A 21,376-nucleotide genomic window follows, 5' to 3' on the forward strand; every position below is an offset into this window, starting at 1 on the left:
TATGCTGGGAAGGAACGGATCATCATGGAAACGGGGTTCCTGCCGGTTTGTACCTGTGCAAAATTCAATCTGGTGGAGTTATTGAAACAACTGGACTATGTTTATTGAGATAAAAGCCATAACCGCTGAATGAACCTGCCACAAACGCTTCAAAATGGGCTTGACTGACACTTGTGCAGGTTATTCAGATTGTTAACTGTATACAGGAAAGGTTCATTTGAAAAACATCTTACCTAAGAGCTTAAATGTGGGTGATGTAATAGGTTATTTCTCACCATCATCACCAGCAACAGTATTTGCATCGAAGAGATTTGAGCGTGCTAAGCAATATCTTACAGAAAAGGGATTTCATCTAATTGCTGGGAAGCAAACGAGTAAAAGTGATTTTTATCGTTCTGGAACAATTCAAGAGCGTGCAGCTGAGTTAAATGAGCTAATCCGTAATCCTGAAGTTCGCTGTATCATGTCTACTATTGGAGGAATGAACAGCAATTCACTTCTTCCATATATCGATCACGAAGCATTATCCAAAGATCCGAAGATAATTATCGGTTATTCTGACGTTACAGCTTTGCTGTTAGGTATATATGCTCAGACAGGGCTCGTGACATTCTACGGGCCAGCCCTTGTTGCTTCTTTCGGTGAGTTCCCACCACTTGTTGATGAAACATTCGCTTCTTTCAAAGAGGTACTCTGCCAAGGATGTACAGAACAATATGATTATAAACTCCCCACACACTGGACAGATGAAATGATTGAGTGGACTGAACAAAATGAGGCGAAAAACGTTTACGAAAATAATTGTGAATTCTCAGGAAGTGGTTATATCAGTGGCAGAGTAATTGGTGGTAATCTTGATACGATTCTGGGCATTTGGGGCAGTCCTTATATGCCAGAAATCAATCCGGGCGATATACTGTTCTTAGAAGATGGTCTTAAAGATATTGCAACGGTAGAACGCTTATTTGCATTTCTTAAACTAAATGGTGTATTTGACAGAGTATCGGCTGTCATCTTAGGTAAACATCAACAATTTGATAATAAAGGAACCGACAGACAGCCAATTGATGTACTCAGAGAAATCCTCAATGGTCAGCATGTACCTGTAGTAAATGGCTTTGATTGCTGCCATACACATCCAATGCTGACCTTGCCGATAGGCATTGAGGTCGGTATAGATTTTGAAAAGCAGCAAGTTACTCTTCTACAGCCTTGGGTAGAATCAGCTAACAGCAAAATCAACCAGACGCAGTGAGTTTGATTCCCGGACAGGTTTGTGCCTGCGCTGGTTATTCTAGACATTCGCCCTTAAAGATTGGGTCTTAGTGAATACGAGAGGAAGGGTAATTCATGTCAAGCGGTATTGCGGGAGAAGGAAATCAAATTTGCCGAAAAGCTCTTAATGTAGAAAACGATGATGATCGATAAAAAGAAAATCGTTACCGCCGAACAGCATTATGATCTTCTCGTAAAAGAGGGAAATGATCCAGTTTACGATCCGCCGAAACTGAAGAAATACATGGATCGATATGATGGAGAAACTTTCTTCGAACAACTTGGAGATACCAATGGACGTTGCATTCTGGAAATCGGCATTGGTACCGGCCGTCTGGCTACCAAGGTACTTAAGCTGAGGCCGAAACTGTTGGTTGGAATCGACATATCTGGGAGCGCGCTGGAGAAATGCCGCAAGAATATCGAAAACGCCGAGAACTTAATACTCGAAAAAGCGACGTTTCCAAATTGGCAAACGGCGCATGTGTTCAATTTAATATATAGTAGCCAAACATTCATGCATATTAAAGATCTATACAATTCAATGATCACAATAGGAAGTCTGCTTTCTCGAGATGGACGGGCAGTTATCTCATTCGCTAATTGTGAACCTTTGCTGGACTTCGGGAACAGGGCGATTCGGTTGTATAAACACAATCCAAAGGAAATACAGGCTATTGCAGACCGCTGCGGATTCAATTCGCGTATTCAAGAACTCACGGATGGCGACGAAACTGTGGCATGGCTTTGGATGGGAGAAAAGGCGGTTGGGTGATCAATTGGGATCACATAGGAAATTTCGGGAAATAACAAGGGTGTATAACGAAGCGCTGGAGTAGATTTGGCGTTGTAGATAAGGAAAAATAGATAAATGAAATCACCGAGCATTCCTCTTCAAATATTTCTCTATCTCAGCCTTCTGATCAGCGGATGCTCTGAATCAGAATCCGATTTAGCCGCAACACACAGCAACCGATCAGATAACCAACCCAGGCTTGCACTGACAAAGATAGACTCGATTGGAATTGAAATTGGTGATTCAAACTATGTGTTTGGCAATATCATAGATGCTGCCTTCATGCCAGACGGTAGAATAGTGCTCCTCGATGTTCTCAAGGATAGAATTTCTGTATTCAGTCAGAGTGGAGAGTATCTTGCCAGTACAGGGAGCGAAGGACAGGGTCCAGGTGAGTTCATGGAACCTGCGTCAATTGCAGTCCTGTCAAATGGAGATATTTGTGTAGCTGATTTCATGAGTCGCAAGTTGATATTCTTTGACTCCGATCTGAACTATAAGAGGGAAATCTCCGGGTTCTCGATGCAGCCCCCAAGCATAATCGGTGATGGTCACAATAGATCCATTGTAGGACTGCAAACGCATTATTACTTCGAAGATGAGAATCTCTTCATAGGCTCCAGATTAGCAATGTGGACTAATTCATCCGATCCGGGAATCATCTATGAATATCGATACAATCAACACAATGGTGATGGACCGGTGACTATCCCGTACTTCGCATTCGCGACAGGCTCGAATGGCAGCGTCTATTGTGCTGAATCATCGAAGAGTGAGTATCGGATTATGAAATACACTCCAGAAGGTGATACTGCATTCACTATTACAGAATCCTATTCAAGAATGCACAGGACTGAAGAGGAATTGAGTAGCGCCCACTTTGGTTACGTTCTTGATACTCCCGGGTTTGACAGCAATGACAGAAAAGCAATTCGCGACCGTTGGGAGGTAGATCCTGTTCGTAATGCCATAAGTTCGATTCATGTCGATGGACATGAACGACTCTGGGTTCGTACTGGCAGAGGAGAAAGTCCATCTCCTATGTTCGAAGTGTATGATAGCACCGGGACACATCTTTGCTCTATCTCAACTGACCTACCAGCTCAGATGAGGTGGGCATGTTGTAAGATGGTCTTTGGGAATGATCGAATTCTCGTATTCGACAATAATCCAGCGGATTTCTCAAAAATTATAATATTTGAGATAGATGATCTTAATAATTAAGTTGTAACGGAACAGAAACAGATTCTACAACAGAATGAACCAGATGCAAGGCAAAGAGTACAGTCTTCGAGAGCCATGTATTGGTTATTCTGAGCGTTCGAATCAGGAAATCTACACTTGACATGCACCACCTCTGAGGTATAAATAGTATACCATGTTATTTGAATATGACACTCGCAAAAGCAAAAAGAATGAAGAGAAGCACAGGATCGATTTCGAAAAAGCACAGAAGCTATGGGATGATCCTGATTTGATTGAAATTCCTGCAAGAACAGAAGATGAATCGAGGTATATGGTCATTGGAATGATCGATAGAATACTTTGGTCGGGAATCATCACATACCGGGATTCATCTATTCGAATCATCTCTGTACGACGATCCCGTGATGAGGAAGTGATAATTTATGAAGGCTAAGGATTTGGACAAGAAGTTCGACAACGGTGAGAATATCCTTGAATATCTGGAACTCGCTCAAGCTCGACGAGTCGAACAGAAACAGAAGCGAGTAAATGTTGACTTTCCTATCTGGATGATTCACTCGCTGGACAAGGAAGCCAAGCGTCTTGGTATTCCCAGGCAGTCTCTGATTAAAATGCTTATTGCCAAACATATAGAAGACGCCAGAGCATAATCTGGATTCGAACATACGGCTGCAGCAGACAAGATACACCTGATATCGGATTTGTCTTCATATCTTGCTGCTGAACTTTAACGTTAGGTGCACGTTTCGCACGAATAAGGAATAAGATTGATTGAGCATTCAATAATTCATTACAAAGAAGGGCAAATATTTAATGCCGAAGTATATAGAAAGGCAGTAAGAGCAATAATACGGAGAAAAGAAGAAATACTATTGATTCATTCAACTAATGTAGGTGATTATAAGTTTCCTGGTGGCGGAGTAGAGAAACAGGAAGATGATTCAGAAGCATTAAGAAGAGAAATTAAAGAAGAATGTGGACTAGTGTTATCAGAAATTAAAGAGAAAGTAATAAGAATTACTGAAATGAGTCAATCTAGAGAATCAGAAACAACACTATTTAAGATGATTTCAGAGTATTATGTATGTACAGTAAAAACTGAATATGTCAGACAGCAACTTGATGAATATGAAGAGGAATTAGGATTTATACCGATTTGGATTACCTTAGAAAAGGCAATTGAACAAAATAAACAAATGCTTAAATCATCAAATGGTAAAAGACCATCTTGGCTGGAAAGAGAAATATGGGTAATGGAAACAATGAAAGATAGAGAATTCACCTAGCAATCGCATCAACGCTGACTGGCAAAGATTCGCTGCTTTACGCCTAGGGTTAATGCCAGCTGGTTATGCGAGGCGTTCAGCAGAAATTGAAAAGGCTCCCCTTGACAAGTGTACCAAATTTGGTACAATACAGTGTTGTATGAGTATTGGTGATATAAGGCTTGATGTTGTCTTCTTTCGGACTGACTCTGGAACAGAGCCTGTCAGGAAATGGCTGAAATCTCTATCTATCTCGCACAAGAAGATCATTGGGGAGGATATCAAGACTGTGTAGTTCAGTTGGCCACTTGGCATGCCGTTTGTGAGGAAGATTGAGCCGTACCTGTGGGAAGTGCGCACCAATGTTCCGGACGGAATCGCACGCACCCTATTCACTGTTGATGGCAACATGATGATCCTTCTGCATGGTTTTACAAAGAAGACCAGAAAAATATCTCAGAAGGAACTTCAAATAGTTAGATCCAGGCTAAAGCAATATCAGGAGGCAGGATCATGAAGAACAAACATATTGGAAGCAGTTTCGATGATTTCTTGAAGGAAGAAGAGCTTCTTGTTGAAACCGAGGCTACCGCAGCCAAGCGCGTTCTTGCATACCAGATTCAGAAAGAAATGGCTGAACAACACATCTCCAAGAGTGATCTTGCTCGACGTATGCGCTCCAGCCGATCCTCACTGGAGCGTCTTCTTGATCCCGAGAATCCTTCAGTAACACTTCTCACTCTTGAAAACGTTGCCATTGCGCTGGGTAAAAGACTCAAGATACAAATCGGATGACTGCCTAACTGCATCAACCAGAAACAGACACTATCTTAACTTCGATGACAACCAAACTGACGTTAGGTCGCCAGCTCAGTTATCAATAGTGCAGGTCAACTCTACATTCTCCGATAGAACAGAAAAGGAAATAATTGTCTGAAAAATAAAAGGATCTCACAGAACATCGTATTATCTCAAGTATCTTAATCATTCGAAATACAAAAGTTATTCTTGATTCTGATCTTGTTGAACTGTATGGAGTTGAAACACGCCACTTAAATGAGCAAGTCAGACTCAACCTTTCCAAGTTCCGCGATGACTTCATGTTCCAGTTATCCAAGGAAGAATTCGAAATCTTGAAGTCGCAAATTGAGACATCAAGTCCTAACTGGAGTGGTCGCAGAAAACCACCACTCATATTTACCGAGCGTGGTGCATTATAGGCTGCAAATATTCTGAACTCAGAACAGGCAAGTAGAATGAGTGTCCAACGGCATTCTCATCCGGAAGACAATATGACTAGACGTTGATCGAGAGCGGGCACCACGTCTCAAGCAGCATCTATTATTGCAGGCTGAGAGTACCCGGACAGAACCTGGTGCAATCCATTGTAATGATCGAATAGGTTAGCCCGGCCTTGAACCTCAGATCAGTTGAAATCAGTTGTTTTTATCGATCCCCAGGTGACAGGCATAAGAGCAGTGCCTGTTATTTCTATATTAAGCTCTGTAATCCAGTAATCGTCAGAAGTATCCTTGTAGCTCCAGAAGAACGTATCTCTGATCGAGGAGTAGGTCAATCCGATTGAACCCTCACAAGGAAGAGGGCAAGAGACAAATCCAAGGCTGGTCAGGGATAAACCATCAAAACTGTAGAAATAGAAATAGTGTGAATCGTAAGAGGTCACCACAAGGCCCATATCAGAACCGTATGGGAAGGTGGTAAGACCACTGGGACATTCCGAGCCCAGTTCCGGTATTTCGTGGAACTGAACCCCCGAACCATCGGTGTTGAAACTCACGATTTTGTTCGGCAGGAAATCGTAGGTTTCCCATATTCTGGACCCGTCGAAATCCATTCCATGTCCGTATTTTCCAGCAGGATTATCCATGAAATACCATCCTGATGTACCCCGCCAGTATATGTAACTCTCAGTAAAATCATTTAGATAACGGTTACCCGCGCCATCCACGCAGACGCCCCACGGGTGCGGATCAGTTGCATAATTCAGGGAAATCCCCGAAATCATGTTCCCGTTATCCGGATTACAGATGTACAGCATATTATCAAGGTTACTCACGAATAGGAGATTGCTGGAATCGCTCGAAAAATCGAGCCCCAGAATATGCTGCGAATAGTAACAGCTGAAAGTATTGAGAACAGTTATTGTGATGTCATCGTTTTCAAACTTGCGAGAATCATCGGAACTACCGGATTGCATGAAACCGTCGCTGTTATAATCCGCAAATACCGAAATGGGTAGAAGCATAATAAAAAGAAGCATTATTGTTCTCATGTTATAATTTCCCTCATTGTTAAGGTTAATAATAATATTGCATATATTAATGTATCATATTGTCTTGTAGAGCCCGTAGCCTATTACCATTTATTACAGATGTCAAGAAATCGCGGCTGCTAACCTGAGGCGTTCCGCCGCTTCTTCGGGAGTGATGTCCCGCTGGTGTTCGGCAAGCATTTCGTAGCCCACCATATACTTGCGAACAGTAGCCGATCGCAGAAGAGGGGGATAGAAATGTGCGTGAAGGTGCCATGCTTTAATATTCCTCGGGTTTGCAGGCGCTATATGCCATCCGAAACTGAAAGGCATCGATGTTTTGAAAAGGTTGTCGTACGCCAGGAGAAGCCGTTTCCATATTACCGCTAGAGAATTCTTCTGTTCGTTATCAAGATATGTAAGAGATGCCGAATGATGTTTAGGTAAAAGCATCGTTTCGAATGGCCATTCGGCCCAGTAGGGCACAAGAACAACCCAATGGTTGTTTTCAAGGACGATACGTTCACGCTCAGCAAGCTCGTGCCTCTGAACGTCGCAAAGGAGACATGTTCCGTTATCGCGCAGGTACTCCGCCTGGTGATAATCCTCGGAATCGATTTCACCCGGAACGGACCCTGCTGCCCATATCTGACCGTGCGGATGCGGGTTGCTGCAGCCCATCATGAGCCCGCGGTTTTCGAATATCTGTACGTAACTGATATCGATAAAATCCATCAGTTCATCTATCTGATCCACCCAGGTATCGATGATGGCATGAAGTGATGCGTCATCCAGGTCGGCAGCGGAGATATTGTGAATCGATGAATAGCAGATAACCCTGCAGATGCCGGTTTCCATCATACCCTGTTTCCATGGCGGAGTGTTCTCGAATGAATCGTCTCCGTTGTATACCAGGGCGGGAAAATCGTTGTCGAACACGAATACCCCGTCGTAGGGTGGATTACGTTCTCCATTTGCTCGAAGGTTGCCCGGACAGAGGTAGCAGTCGGGATCGAATTCCGGTAGCGATATTCTGCTTTCAATTGCTTCAACGCTTCCGCTCCATGGTCTTACGGAACGATTCGGTGAAACCAGTATCCATCTTCCGGTAAAAGGATTTCGCCTTCGGTGAGGTCTCTCGTAATTCATTACGGCTTCCATTCCCGGGACATTATGCCGTCGATACTCGAAACCTGAATTGCTGTTCCGTCTCGACCGGTTCTCTTCCTGTAACCGGATAGAATTACGTCAATGAATTTCTCGCTCATACTCTTTTTCACAAGATTGACCGTACACCCTCCGAATCCTCCACCTGTCATTCTTGCGGCAATACAGCCTGGCGCAAGCCATGCCGCTTCAACCATGCTGTCCAGCTCGGGGCAGGTAACCTCGAAATCGTTCTGTAAACTTATGTGGGATTCCTTGAAAAGACGATCGATACTTTCTTCATCCGATTCCCGAAGCGCCTTTGCGGCTTCGGATACTCTAAGGTTTTCCGAGATCACGTGCCGGCACCGGCGAAGAAGGACATCATTGCTGCCGGTGGTCTTCTCCAGCAGGCCAAGATCACGGTAGGACACATCACGTAACGAGGTGAATTTTCTTCCTGCCTGCCTGTACAGCTCAGTTATCTCCGCACACTGGATCCGTCTTTTGGAGTATTCCGAAAAAGCGAGATCGTGCCTTACTCCAGTATCCATCACTACGAGCGACCAGTCAGCGGGAATCGGTATGTGATCAATTTGAAGTGATCGGCAATCGATTAGAAGAGCGTTGCCCTTGTGCGAGAGGAGTATTGAGAGCTGATCCATAATTCCGCATTCCACACCGGCATAATCATGTTCTGATTTCTGGATTGTTCGAGCGAACTCAAGCGGCTGGAGTTCAATACTGTTCAATTCAGCGGTAATAGAACCAAGGCCTGCAGCGAAGGCTGCAGAGCTGCTCAACCCTCCTCCAACCGGCAGATCGTTTTCTACAAGAATATCCATTCCGGCACGTTCATCCGCGTTCGTAAGAACCGCTCGTATTACGCCTTCCGCGAACCGCTTCCATCCTGACAATGAACGGTTCATTTCATCCTCATGGGAAAACCGGTGCTGTTCTCCGAATGCGGTTGAATAGACTGTAATCCATCTGTCCGGGCGGATTCGTCCGGTAACATGGACGTATCGGTTTACGGCAACCGGAAGGACAAAACCGTTGTTATAATCGGTATGTTCACCGATAAGATTAACGCGTCCGGGAACCTTCGCGCCTATAGGTACCGTTCCCTTACCGAAAATCCTATCGAAATTGTTACAATTCCCAACTGGCATATTACGTATTTTCATGAATTCGGGATATTTTCCGATATCCATACTATCATTCCGCCCTGTCGTCTGTTGTTCCACAGGCAGTAAGGAATCGCTTTGATTTCCACCGGCATGGTTTCGGTTACAGAGGGTCTGTACAGCTGATCTACCCATCCATCTATATTCCTGATGCGAGCGGTGCCTGTAATCACTGTGCACCCTCCAAGGAGTGTTTCATCATATTCAGCCTTGAATTCGGCTAACGAATCCAGACGGATGTCGTTCAGGTCCGGTGTATTGTCCTCCTCTTCGAGGCAATATACGATTGGACCTCTCGTGATTGCGATCTTCCCGCAGTTGCCGCGCACTTCAGGATGAGCCTCGATCTTCCGAACAGGCATGGGTAGAGTGAGATTCAGTGTATCTTCTTTTCTCCACAATCTGCTAATCTCCGCATAACCATTGATTACTTGAAGCTGTTTAATTTCCTTTCCGTTGAGTTCCACGGAAGCGTTCTCACACCATCCCGGAATCCTTAGAAACAACGAAATTTCAATAGGTTCTTCAGGTTCAACGGCCATAGTAACCGTTTCCTTCCAGGGGTAATCCGTTTCCTGCCGGATTTTCACCCGTACCCCTGAAATCTCAATCTCCGCTGTGCCTCCAACATACAGATGAATATAAATACTGTCGCTGCCGCTTGCGTAAACATATAGACCGAAGGACGAAAGAACGCGCATTATGTTAGTAGGACAGCAGGAGCAATTGAACCATTCCTGCCGGGAGAACCTGTAATTATTTTCCAGACCTGATTGCGCAAGAGCGTGTCCGGGACGAACTTCCAGAGGGTTGGTGTAGAAGAAGCGTGTGCCATCAAGAGAGACCCCGCTGAGAACACAGTTATACAGGCTTCTTTCCATTACATCGGCATATTCAGCATTCGGTTTCTCATCAATATGCAACATCCTGTGAGCCCAGAAGACAAGGCCGATAGCGGCGCATGTCTCAGCGTAGGCAGTCTCGTTGGGCAGATCGTAATCGGCGGTGAAGCTTTCACCCCGCTCAGTTGATCCGACCCCTCCAGTTATATACATCCTCTTCCCAGTCACATTCCTCCAGAGAGTCCGGCATGTTTTAGCCAGTTCGTTATCATCTGTCCGGGCAGCGACATCAGCCATTCCGCTGTAAAGATACATTGCCCTCACGGCATGTCCTACAGCCTCTTTCTGCTCACGGACGGGCAGATGAGCCTGCCAGTATTCGTAATCCTCTGCCGGATCTTCACTCCGGTACTTAGATTCCAGATCGTAGTAATGCGGTCTTGTACCCCGCTGGTTCAGGAAGAAATCAGCAAGTTGAAGGTACCTGTTCTCACCCGTTACATCGAACAACTTAACAAGGGCCAGTTCCAGCTCCTCATGGCCGGGGTATCCGCGCTTCTGCCCTTCTCCGTTGCCGAATACGGAATCTATACAGTCCGCATACCTTTTAACGATATTGAGGAATCTGTCATCTCCGGTTGCGGAGAAATGCATTACCGCCGCTTCTATAAGATGACCCGCGCAGTACAGCTCGTGCCTGTCCCGCAGGTTGGTCCATCGGTTCTCAGGTTCTAGCATAGTGAAATAACTGTTAAGGTAACCGTCCGGCTGCTGGGCTTTTTCCATTAAAGTGATTACGCCTTCGAGATTCTCTTTCAGTTCGGTGTCCGGATGGAGATGAAGAGTACATGCCGCGGCTTCCATCCATTTTGCTACATCCGAATCCCAGAAAATGTGCGGTCTGCATGGATCCCCCTCCTTCCAGTCGAGTTTCCATGCGTCCAGACGTCCTGTTTCCCTGCACTTCTCATATCCGAGAGGAATGGTCACCAATCTGTTCGTTTCCATCCTTGGCGTCCAGAACCTGTCGTCAACTGACACCATGCGGAATGGAACCGGAGCGATACTTCCTGACTTCATTTTAGAATTTACCTCAAATCCTTATTAAATATCGTTATAACACTCATGATGTTAACTCCCAACATAGATTGTGAATCCATCGGGAATACTCCTTCGCAACCGGCAGCAGCACTCCCGCTGCAAAATAAAAGGATCCGTAAACTCTAGAATTCCACAGATTTGATATTGCTCATAATACGCGATGTCAAGCAAGATAGCTATCCTGATTCATTATTCTTTAAATGAGAATGAATCCGGGTTAGATTTTTCCAGGTAAATGAGCAGGCTTTACTCCAATATAATCATTTATTATTACTATATTAAATATATATTGATAATATTGCTAAAATGCAGAATCTGATTTCGAAAAGGAGTTAATATGCTCGGGTTATTGCTGGGAATTCTGATATCCACAACAGGCATCGATATGAATTCATCGGAGATGCACAGTAGTAATTTTGAGGATGGGACTTCTCCTTACCTGGAAAACACTGAGAGTAATATTCTCAAAGGAGATTCCCTCAATGTAAGATTCGTGGGCAACTGGCCTTTTGGCGCATCCAGGGCGATTACTCTTGATGAAACAAGAGAGCTTGCATTCTGTGGCTCTGGTGGAGGTGTGTATCTGCTTGATGTTTCAACACCTTCATCGCCACAATCTGTATCGGACATACATACCAGAGGAGTAGTCGAGGGTCTTTTCTACAATTCCGCGGACTCGGTTCTGTTTATCGCAGTAGGTGATACGGGATTTGAAATATGGTCTGTATCGAACCCGTCTAATCCGGTAAAGCTCGGTTATTATGATACACCGAACTGGACATATTCTGTAGCCGTCTCCGGCTCGTACGCTTACGTTGCGGACGATGATGACGGCCTCCGCGTCATCGATATTTCTAACCCGGCATCACCGTACGAGATTGGCCATTGCAATACACCGGGCAATACTCGTTGTGTGGTGCTTTCAGGATCGTACGCTTACGTTGCTGATCTTGGAGAAGGCCTCCGCGTCATCGATATTTCTAACCCGGCATCACCGTTTGAGGCAGGCTGCTACAATACGCAGGAATACTCTTACGGTCTGGCGGTATATGGTTCATATGCCTACATCGCGGACGGTAACGGTGGTCTCCGGGTGATTGATATATCTGACCCACTGACACCTGATGAAATCGGATATTGCGATACACCGGGTTATGCCTTGAGTGTATCAGTCTCCGGGTCGTACGCTTACGTCGCGGATTATGGCGAAGGTCTTCGTGTAATCGATATATCCACTCCATCATCACCGGCTGAGACAGGTTATTTAAGTACACCGAACAACGCTCGAGGTGTAGCGGTATCAGGCTTGTATACGTACGTTGTTGCCGGGGATGCCGGACTCAGAATTATTGATGTATCAAATCCGTCATCACCGGGTGAAGTAAGCCATTTTAATACACCGGACGAAGCTTATGATTTAGTTTTATCCGGCTCATACGCTTATATCGCGGATGACGACTGCGGACTCCGTATAATCGATGTATCTGATCCAGCATCACCCGTAGAGCTTGGCTATTGCGATACACCGGGCTACACTATGGGTGTAGATGTTTCTGACACATGCGCTTATCTTGCAGATGGATACGATGGGCTCAGGGTGATCAATGTATCCGATCCTTCATCACCGTATGAGCTCAGTTGCGTGGATACACCGGACTTCGCTTTCAATGTAATGGTTTCCGGATCATACGCTTATGTCGCGGATGCGGGTGGCGGGTTAAGAATTATTGACATATCCGATCCATCTTCACCCTTTGAGGTAAGTCACGTTAATCTAACACACTATGCTCATGATGTAGTTATCTCCGGTTCGTACGCCTATATCGCGAATGGAGAGCGTGGACTCAGAGTGATTAATATATCCGATCCATTATCGCCTTATCAGATCGGAGGCTGTGACACTCCGGATTACGCTTACTCTGTAGATGTTTCCGGCTCTTACGCCTATATCGCAGATAAATCCGGCGGGCTCAGGATAATTGATGTATCTCTTCCGTACTCACCTTCCGAGGCGAGTTGTTGCAGTACACCCTACAGCGCACGTGATGTAACCGTATCCGGCATATACGCTTACGTAGCTGATGGATTTGGCGGGCTCAGGGTAATCGATATATCTAATCCGTTATCGCCTTACGAGTTCGGACACTACATCACAGCGTACTTCTCTCACGGTGTAACGGCATCCGGATCGTACATTTACGTCGCGGATGAAGATGCCGGACTTCAGATATACGAGAATCTGTATACCGAAATTGAAGAAGAGCCAGAATCACTTCTGCCTGTGGAAAGCCTTTTCTTTCAAAACGTGCCGAATCCATTCAGGGAGAATACTCTGATCAGCTATCGGTTATCTGCTATCGGTGAGGTCTCGCTGAAGATTTATGACGCATCAGGCAGGCTTGTCAGTACACTCGTTGACGATCAGGTTGGATCGGCTCAGAACAGCGCAGTATTCAATGGGGGTTCACTGCAGCCTGGTATCTATTTCGCGAGGCTGCAGTCTGGCGATTACAAATCAACAAGAATGCTCGTATTGATACGATAAGTGAATACATCGAATTTTCTATGGTTATATAGATCCTCTCAATGACCGGAGAAGAAATCCAGTCCAGCTCTCTTCATGACTTCTATGTAATCCTCGTTGGATAAATGCATTTCAGCAGCAGAATAGTGAAGGCCAAAAATGAATTAAGGACTATTTGTCCATATGAACGTCAAGCTGAGGATAGGGTATTGAGATATTCTCGGCATCAAATGTCTTCTTTATACTCTCGTTCGTATCGTAGAACACGTTCCAGTAATCCTCATTCTTCACCCATGCCCGTACGGTGAAATTCACGCTGCTGTCAGCCATTTCAAGCAGCCCGACAAATGGCGCGGGGTCCTTGAGTATTCTCTCATCCTCTGACAGTATCTTCAGCAGTATTTCCTTTACCTTATCAACATCATCTTCGTAGCTTACACCTGCGACAATATCGACTCTTCTGGTCTCCTTTGCGGAGTAATTGGTTATGGTATCGCTCATTACCCTGGAGTTGGGTACGATTATCAGTTTGTTATCGACAGTTTTGATAGTTGTTGTGAATATCCCTATCTCCTCTACGATACCGCTGCAGCCCCCCGCATTGACGAAATCTCCCCCCTTGAAAGGTTTGAAGATTATCATCAGTACACCTGACGAGAAATTGGATAGAGATCCCTGCAGAGCAAGGCCTATGGCCAGTCCCGCGGCGCCCAGGACTGCAATGAATGATGCTGTCTGAATGCCCAGTTTAGAAAGGGCTGCAATAACGACGAATGCAAGAATCGCAGCGTAAACGATACTGCTGACAAATCCTATCAGAGTTGTATCAACTTCCCTCTTCCGCATTATTTTACGGATGAGTTTTCTTATAACATTGGCAATGAACTTCCCTGCGATAAGGATAGCTGCTGCGGCCAGTACATTCAATCCGTACATCGCTACAATTTCCTTTACCTGCATCCATATTTCCGCCATTATGGTTCCTTTCAATTCATTTCAATAAATCAACAATTAACACTATCGGATAAGTAGAACCTTTTTCGTCTCTATTATATTTCCTTGAGACAATCTGCAGTAGTAGATACCGGAAGTCATTGCATTTCCAGAATTATCACTCCCATCCCAGATTATGGAATGATCACCAGCGTATTGATCTTCGTTGACAAGTGTTCGTACCTGCCGTCCCATCAGATCATAAATATTCAGCGATACAAGGGAACTGTATGCAATTTGATATTCAATAATCGTTTGCTGATGAAAGGGGTTGGGAAAATTCTGTAATAGAACTGCGCCTGCAAGGGTAAAAATGTCTTCATCATCAATCTGCAATAAATCTGAATCCTGAAAAACCAGGAACGAAGATTCGGTGGTAACAAATAAGTGATTATCAAACACAGCTACATTGTAACAGCACCCCGGTATTGGATATTCTTCCAGATAAATAGGAGCTGCAGGTTCAGTAATATCAACTTTAAGTAAGTTGTAGTCAGCTATATAGGCATAACCTTCCTTAACACAAATACCTGTCGCATTTGTAACTTCATCGTATGTGCTTACTACTGTTGGATTATTGATATCTTCTACGTTTACTATTTGCATACACTGATCACATACGAGATACAACAGGTTGTCCTGCACCACAATATCCCTGGTATAGTTACAGGCGGTCGTTATGGAAGTTACAAGATATGGATTTAAGCAATCACTCACATCCACTATCCATAGAGTATTAGCGCCATCTCCGGCAATAAATGCGTATCCGTTGTTAACGCAGATTCTAAGCGCGTTGTCACTGAGGGTTAATGAACCTTCCGGTATAGGATTCAATGGATCCTGCAAATTTAATATTTTAAGATATTCATTATCCAGAATGTATACTAAAGTATCGCATGCGAATATATCCTTGGCAGAAGAATCGTACTCCCCGGCAAGTTGAGGCAAATCAGGGTTATTAACATCTATAGTAATAAGTGTATATATCGAGCTAATATAATCCTGCATGTAAGCGTAACCGTATCTGATATCCAGGTTATTGGGCATTGCCCATAGATCCATCGAGTATTCTCCTCTTAAAAAAGGACATGTCGGATCGCTGATATCAACGATTCTCAATCCACCTGGTACTGAAAAGATTTCTCCCATATCCGCGAGATAAGCGATATCCTGATCAATCTTAACTTCCTGAAGCCAGTAAGGTCTTTGAAGGCTTCCTTCCAGATAAGTACTTGCCGGTTGCTGAATATTCAGTATTTCCAGAAAAGAACCTTCGGATGAAAACAGATAATCCCCATTAAGAAATATCGACCTTACACCATCCATTGTAGAAAATGTTTGTGCAATAAACGGCGTATTCAAGTTGGATATGTCAACGACATCCATATCGTCTGTGGCAACAAAGGCGTAATCACCGTCAACTTCTACATCGTATGCGGAACCGGATGTAGAAATATGCGACTTAAAGACCGGACTTGAAGGAGTAGTTACATCAACAATCTCAAGCCCGTTAGAATGGTCTGCTATAAAAGCATATCCGTTCGAAAAATCAACACTGTTCCCATAACCCGGGGTGTGGTAGTCTGAAACGAAAGCAGGATTTTCCGGAGTGTTTATATCAAGGATAGTAAGACCCATATTCCCTGTATCGGAAATGTACGCATAATTACCATCTATGTCTATTCCAACTGCCCCTGATCTTGGATAAAAACCAATTGAATCGGGAAGAGCGGGATCGATGATGTTGAAGACCTTCATACCGCTTCCGTCAACTACATAGAGAAGGGTATCACATAGAAATAGTGTGTGTGCTCTCTGCAAAGGATATGTCGATATCAGTTCCATACTGTTAATGTCAACAATCCTGAGTCCGTCTTTATCGCCAACATATGCGTAGTTGCCTTCAACTAAGATGTCATTTGTACCTGTTATTCCTTTGTATCCACAGGGGATGTATAGTTCTGAAATGACTGAAGGATTTGAGATGTCGGAAATATCAATATGACAAAGACCATTATTGAATGAAGCCCAGATATCCGTGCCTTCTGAAAATGCATCGGTAACTTGAGACCACATACAACTTCCTGCATATTCAATATTTTGTTCTTTAGCAACCTGATTAATAGCTATCTCATCAATAATCCAATTGTAAGGCAGAGAATTATTGCAATCAGATCTTGTTTGTGGAATATCCAACGATGCAGATGCAAGTGATGTGGGAAAAATAATTGTAAGTAATGAAAATACGAATACTTCTGCTATTTTCTTCCCCTGTAATGCTTTTTTATTGATCATAATTTCTACTCCAATGATTACTATCAGGAAAGTGTATTACCTGTCATCTACACCGTTGTCCCGAATATTCAAGATATCTGTTATACAATTGGATATTTTGGCTGAATTTGCAATACCTCCTGGAATCCTGCTCCGTCAATACAATCGAAGGTTGATCTTTACCTTTTACTTCTTTCTTGAAACACATTCCCTTTGGGATTGTCGCCTGATCTCTTTCTTAATAAACGAAATGGGAAAAGGTTTCCCGTGCGCGGGATAAACCATTTTGGCTCCTTTTTCGATAAGCTCTTCCCAACTCCTTATAACGGCGCTCATATCCTCAGCAAAGATGGGCAGACCCGGTGATAATCGCAGAGGAAACATGTTCATAGCCAGGTCACCGACCAGGGCATCACCTGAATGAAGCAGTACGCTGAGAGAACCAGGGGTATGACCTGGCGTCCAGATGACACTGCCCGAAATTCCGTATTCCTCAAGGGAAATACCTTCGTTTCCTATCAGAAGATCAACAACTGTTGCGTTCACTTCAGATACTGGCATAATGTATTTGCGAAGTGACATGAAAATCCTGCCCCATCGGGTAACTCCCGGAGGTGAAGGCATGGTAGGATTCTCCAGCCACTTCGATTCATAACTGTGCATCGCAAGCTTCGCGCCAGTGGCTGATTTAATATCGTAGGCGGATCCGACATGATCCGAATGACCATGAGTTATAACTACCAATCCAATATCTCCCGGATCGATTCCCGCTGCTTTAAGCCCTTTGAGGAATTTTTCGCCCTTCCCGGAGCAGCCGCAGTCAACTGCGATAACCGAGTCTCCCCTGAGCACGTAACTTCTGCTGAATCCAAGGGAGATGGGTATAATGTCTATTTTCATTCTCTCCTGCTCTTCCATTAATCCCAGATGAATATCTATAGCGAATATCCCTGAAAATGTAACTGTCGGTCTTAAACCCGGCGGATTACGGCACGGGACCCGGAGTCCCTAGTCCCGTGCTCATCAGTTATCTTCTGTGAGCCCTGTACACTAAGGCCAGAGCCTCATCTTCTTCCACAGCCCCGAAGAGCCACGTTATACGGAGGGTTCTTCTGCGGTCGTGACCGCAGAACAGACAGAAATGACAGCCGTCCTTTCCGTAATCCTCACCGAAGAATATTCCCTCTTCCCCGGTGTACACCTCCACGAAGGATTTGCCCCGGCATGCTCGAGCCCATTTGCCCATGTCGGCCCAGGCTCCGGCATGATCACGCCCCTGGATAAGACCCGGGAATCTCTCGCCGGTAAGGATTTCGTCTGCGACGGACCCTCCCGGCTGAACGAATCCCCTTACATCCAGTTCTCCATCGAGGTAAGCGCCGGACGAGGCTGCACATTCAAGAACGGTTCTCAGCACCGGAACACCTGGTACAAGACCCACGCTCCAGTCCAGCCGAACCGAGCCGTACTTCTTATGATCAACAAGCCAGGTCATTCGCCAGCCCGTTTCGGTCAGACCGCCCACGATTCTCTGATACTTTTCTATCTTCGGCATCTCGTTCTGCAAGAGATAAGGATTCTCCCTTCTGTCCATGATCCGGGGGTGTATTCCACCGAACCAGGGCTTCTCCCAGGCGAACTCGGAGGGCTCAGGATGGGAGGAAAGCAGATATTCAACTCCATCCAGTTTCAGTGAATACACATGACCGCAGGCAGAGGGATCAACATGAGCCTTCACCCTGTTATTGGACAGAAAGAGACAACCGGAATCGTCCCTGCCGGCGTCGACGATTTTTCCGGCTTCCACCACGTATACAGGCATTACCGTTGATCGCTTGGCAAGGAACATGCTCACATCAACAACGCCTGTTCCTGGTAACTTGCCCGATATGGAAATACCCTGACGAACCTTACCGGAGCAGATCTTCTTTGAATCAGTGTCAATTCGTGCCTCCCGTTCTCCGTGAAGGGGATGGCTTAGAGATATCTTCGTGTCCGAGGCCATCAACGGCGCGAGGTTATGTCCCAGAAAAGGAATTGTTTCCGTCCAGTTGCCAGTGTTCCAGTCCAGGCTGGAAGCCCTGAGCATGAGACTCTTCACGCCGCCTTCTGAGTAAAGCATGTAAAACGGAAGTGACGCGAAAGTCTCTCCTGGAGCAACATCCATCTCGGGAGTACCCGGCATGTCGTACTCCAGTTCGGTCCATCCGGGGAAGTAGTTCATGATGGATATTCCCGTACCTGTAACGCCGGTCCATGGGGCAGCAAGCCCGGAGACGAAGGGAGAAAGATCCTCTTCCCAGTCCGGCACCTGGTTGTACACCCTTGGCTCAACCATTAAACCGTCCGCAAGCGGTATCATGTCGCTCTTGGGCAAAAACACATTACTGAAACTACTGTCGGCACGGAAAAGCACCTTTTGCAGCGCATCGGAGCCGTTATCCACACCGGCGCATGTCTCGGCGTACCCGGCAGGATCAAGCCGCACTCGCACCCAATGGGTCATTCCAGGCCTTGAGGGCCAGGATGTCCTTGCCGTTACATGATCGTTGCCCAGTTCCAGGCTATACGTCTGCTTGGGCAGATCCGAGTTCCACACCACAGGCGGACCAGCGTTAATGAAGAACCGGCCAAGCTTTCTCGGACGGTCTCCTTCACCGCGGCTCCACATGGAAGTGGATGCTCCCTTTCTTGCAACAGTGAGCACTACATCGCTGCCCACTATCACGGCCGCCTTCCGTGTATCCAGTATCGTGGGTTCACCGGAGCACATTCCCACAACCAGCACCACTGTTTCAAGGTAACCCGTTTCACCCAGCCTGACTGAAAGCGTATGAACGCCCTGTTCCATGTTCGGCAGTTCCACGGCATGGCTCTGGTAAAGATCGGATGCAAGAGCAATCTGTTTTTCATAGAGTTCACCGCCATCAACGGCATAGCTCAGCAGTACAGAGGACACCGGAGCAAGCTTTTTCAGGTCCAGTTCCAGTTCCCCTGCCCCGGGTGATAGGAACCTTACCATAGGAGATTGCAGTGTAACCTTTTCCACCCCGTTTACACCGATACCCAGTTCAAGGTCCGAGCTCTCAATTTTTACTATCAGGCTATCGGCCGGTTCGTAGGGTGTTTTTGTAACTCTCACCGGCAGGGGTTCAACTGAAGTGGTATCAGGCAAAACCTTAATACATTTCATGGAACTGCCGCAGTCCACACTGAAATTTTCCGTACCGAACCCCGATCCCGAAAGGGTCACCTTATACGACCGACCGACAAAGTACTGCTTCCCCGAGTCTACTGTTAATCCGGCGCTGAAGCCGGGGTACTCCATCCGGGAAAGCACTCTTCCGCTTCTGTCGAACTCAGCTACAAATTCTTCATCATTTCTGTTGAACACATACCGGAAGATTTCCCTTCCGGATTCGGTCTTCTCCACATCATGCTCAACGAGAAGTGCCCGGTCAAAACAATTGTACCAATCCTCTCCCCCCAAGAAATTAAGGAACTCCTTCTTTCCCAGCAGAAAAGGCATGTAGTTCTGCATGTATACATTTGTCTCGGGTACCCAGAAATATCCTGTCTTCTTATAAAGGGGCACGGCCTTCATGTTTGCCGGCCATGTATGCAAGTCAATGCGCTTCATGCCGTACTCAACTGATCTGGATACCGAGTCCAGCAGCAGGGCTTTGCCTATTCCCCTTCCGTGCATATCCGGAACTACATTTATTATGTTCACATACGAGGCATCCGGTTCGCCTCCATACGGGGTGGTCCTGCAGAAGCCCACAACCCTGTCTGCCATAAGAGCCAGCATAGTGAAAAGCTTTCCCGAGCTTCTCTCCTCCTGCGCAACGCTTGAAGCACTTATCTCCGATGCTCCGAAGAAACCGGGTGGCCAGCCAGAAATGCTTTCCTTCCACATGCGCACAATGCTGTCCACATCGTCATCACTGAAATCACGATAGACAATCAAAGGATTCATACACCCTCCTTAAACTTACAAATACCTGTATACTGATTAATTCATGAAAACCGTCAGAGGCACCCACCCCGGGTACAACGCATCTCAGACGTTGCGCGGTTTCCCTGCCTGACCTGCTGTGATGGTTGAGGAATTATCAGAAATCAGAGATCGATATCAAATACCCATAGGCAAATGAACAGGACTGTGATTTCTGAAAGAAGGAGGCTAGGAAGCCCGACACCCCTGCCGGTTATAGTATCGCTGAATCATTACTACCTCCTTTCCATGATGCCGAATGAGTATCGGCGGTTGATCGAACTGCTACACAGTTCCAGAATGTAATATATCAATATCTCGATAACAGTGACAAGTTGCGGATAAAAGCTGGCAAACCGCATATCCATTTAAGTGATTGCCAACGATATGGTAATGGATTTATTACATTTTTGCAAATATATTTTGATAATAATGCCCGGATGCAAGACCTGATAACATATAGCCGACCCCCCACATGATTAGTAAATTATGATCATC

The 21,376-nt window shown here is 45.5% G+C and carries 17 protein-coding genes and 1 pseudogene; 10 read left to right on the plus strand and 8 right to left on the minus strand.

The window, feature by feature from the left end; genetic code table 11:
• Positions 1-217: 217 nt before the first annotated feature.
• From K8S15_13175 to K8S15_13215, 9 genes and pseudogenes are all read left to right on the plus strand, one after another.
• The gene (locus K8S15_13175) at positions 218-1,255 is read left to right on the plus strand and encodes an LD-carboxypeptidase (protein ID MCD4776988.1); all 1,038 of its coding nucleotides are present in this window, start codon (positions 218-220) and stop codon (positions 1,253-1,255) included.
• A 162-nt stretch (positions 1,256-1,417) separates the two neighbouring features.
• On the plus strand, positions 1,418-2,050 hold the full coding sequence (locus K8S15_13180) for a class I SAM-dependent methyltransferase (protein MCD4776989.1): 633 nt from the start codon (positions 1,418-1,420) through the stop codon (positions 2,048-2,050).
• A 96-nt stretch (positions 2,051-2,146) separates the two neighbouring features.
• A complete protein-coding gene (locus K8S15_13185; GenBank protein ID MCD4776990.1) occupies positions 2,147-3,295 on the plus strand; it encodes a 6-bladed beta-propeller in 1,149 nt (382 codons plus the stop codon).
• A gap of 154 nt (positions 3,296-3,449) precedes the next feature.
• Positions 3,450-3,710, plus strand: a complete 261-nt coding sequence (locus tag K8S15_13190) for a BrnT family toxin (GenBank protein ID MCD4776991.1) — start codon at positions 3,450-3,452, stop codon at positions 3,708-3,710.
• Positions 3,700-3,927 carry a BrnA antitoxin family protein gene (locus K8S15_13195; GenBank protein ID MCD4776992.1) on the plus strand — a complete coding sequence of 76 codons (228 nt, stop codon included), beginning with the start codon at positions 3,700-3,702 and terminating at the stop codon, positions 3,925-3,927. Before K8S15_13190 ends, K8S15_13195 begins: the two co-directional genes overlap by 11 nt.
• A gap of 117 nt (positions 3,928-4,044) precedes the next feature.
• On the plus strand, positions 4,045-4,563 hold the full coding sequence (locus tag K8S15_13200; GenBank protein ID MCD4776993.1) for an NUDIX domain-containing protein: 519 nt from the start codon (positions 4,045-4,047) through the stop codon (positions 4,561-4,563).
• 139 nt (positions 4,564-4,702) lie between these two features.
• A pseudogene (locus K8S15_13205) lies at positions 4,703-5,059 on the plus strand (type II toxin-antitoxin system RelE/ParE family toxin).
• Positions 5,056-5,337: a helix-turn-helix domain-containing protein gene (locus tag K8S15_13210; GenBank protein ID MCD4776994.1), complete on the plus strand. Its 282-nt coding sequence runs from the start codon at positions 5,056-5,058 to the stop codon at positions 5,335-5,337. The pseudogene K8S15_13205 and the gene K8S15_13210 overlap by 4 nt, the downstream one beginning before the upstream one ends.
• A gap of 170 nt (positions 5,338-5,507) precedes the next feature.
• The gene (locus K8S15_13215) at positions 5,508-5,762 is read left to right on the plus strand and encodes an ORF6N domain-containing protein (GenBank protein ID MCD4776995.1); all 255 of its coding nucleotides are present in this window, start codon (positions 5,508-5,510) and stop codon (positions 5,760-5,762) included.
• 206 nt (positions 5,763-5,968) lie between these two features.
• Here K8S15_13215 and K8S15_13220 read toward each other — a convergent pair whose 3' ends face one another.
• The 4 genes from K8S15_13220 to K8S15_13235 all read right to left on the minus strand — a co-directional run bounded on the left by K8S15_13220 (position 5,969) and on the right by K8S15_13235 (position 11,069).
• A complete protein-coding gene (locus tag K8S15_13220; protein ID MCD4776996.1) occupies positions 5,969-6,835 on the minus strand; it encodes a hypothetical protein in 867 nt (288 codons plus the stop codon).
• A 102-nt stretch (positions 6,836-6,937) separates the two neighbouring features.
• Complete coding sequence (locus K8S15_13225; protein MCD4776997.1) at positions 6,938-7,975, minus strand: UDP-glucose--hexose-1-phosphate uridylyltransferase; 1,038 nt, start codon at positions 7,973-7,975, stop codon at positions 6,938-6,940.
• Positions 7,963-9,174 (minus strand): galactokinase, encoded by a 1,212-nt coding sequence (galK, locus tag K8S15_13230; GenBank protein MCD4776998.1) that lies wholly within the window; start codon positions 9,172-9,174, stop codon positions 7,963-7,965. The genes K8S15_13225 and galK overlap by 13 nt, the downstream gene beginning before the upstream one ends.
• On the minus strand, positions 9,144-11,069 hold the full coding sequence (locus tag K8S15_13235) for a glycoside hydrolase family 127 protein (GenBank protein ID MCD4776999.1): 1,926 nt from the start codon (positions 11,067-11,069) through the stop codon (positions 9,144-9,146). Before K8S15_13235 ends, galK begins: the two co-directional genes overlap by 31 nt.
• A gap of 358 nt (positions 11,070-11,427) precedes the next feature.
• Between K8S15_13235 and K8S15_13240 the strand changes: the two genes are divergently transcribed.
• On the plus strand, positions 11,428-13,635 hold the full coding sequence (locus K8S15_13240; protein MCD4777000.1) for a T9SS type A sorting domain-containing protein: 2,208 nt from the start codon (positions 11,428-11,430) through the stop codon (positions 13,633-13,635).
• A 150-nt stretch (positions 13,636-13,785) separates the two neighbouring features.
• On the opposite strand, the gene K8S15_13245 is transcribed toward K8S15_13240, so the two are convergent.
• From K8S15_13245 to K8S15_13260, 4 genes are all read right to left on the minus strand, one after another.
• Complete coding sequence (locus K8S15_13245; protein MCD4777001.1) at positions 13,786-14,589, minus strand: mechanosensitive ion channel; 804 nt, start codon at positions 14,587-14,589, stop codon at positions 13,786-13,788.
• A gap of 42 nt (positions 14,590-14,631) precedes the next feature.
• Entirely contained in the window at positions 14,632-16,902 is a 2,271-nt protein-coding gene (locus tag K8S15_13250) for a T9SS type A sorting domain-containing protein (GenBank protein ID MCD4777002.1), read from the minus strand.
• 165 nt (positions 16,903-17,067) lie between these two features.
• A complete protein-coding gene (locus K8S15_13255; GenBank protein MCD4777003.1) occupies positions 17,068-17,781 on the minus strand; it encodes an MBL fold metallo-hydrolase in 714 nt (237 codons plus the stop codon).
• Positions 17,782-17,908: 127 nt separating this feature from the next.
• A complete protein-coding gene (locus tag K8S15_13260; GenBank protein ID MCD4777004.1) occupies positions 17,909-20,860 on the minus strand; it encodes a GNAT family N-acetyltransferase in 2,952 nt (983 codons plus the stop codon).
• Between the last annotated feature and the right edge of the window lie 516 nt (positions 20,861-21,376).

Source organism: Candidatus Aegiribacteria sp., assembly GCA_021108005.1.
In the GTDB taxonomy this organism is placed as follows: Bacteria; Fermentibacterota; Fermentibacteria; order Fermentibacterales; family JCC-6; genus Aegiribacteria.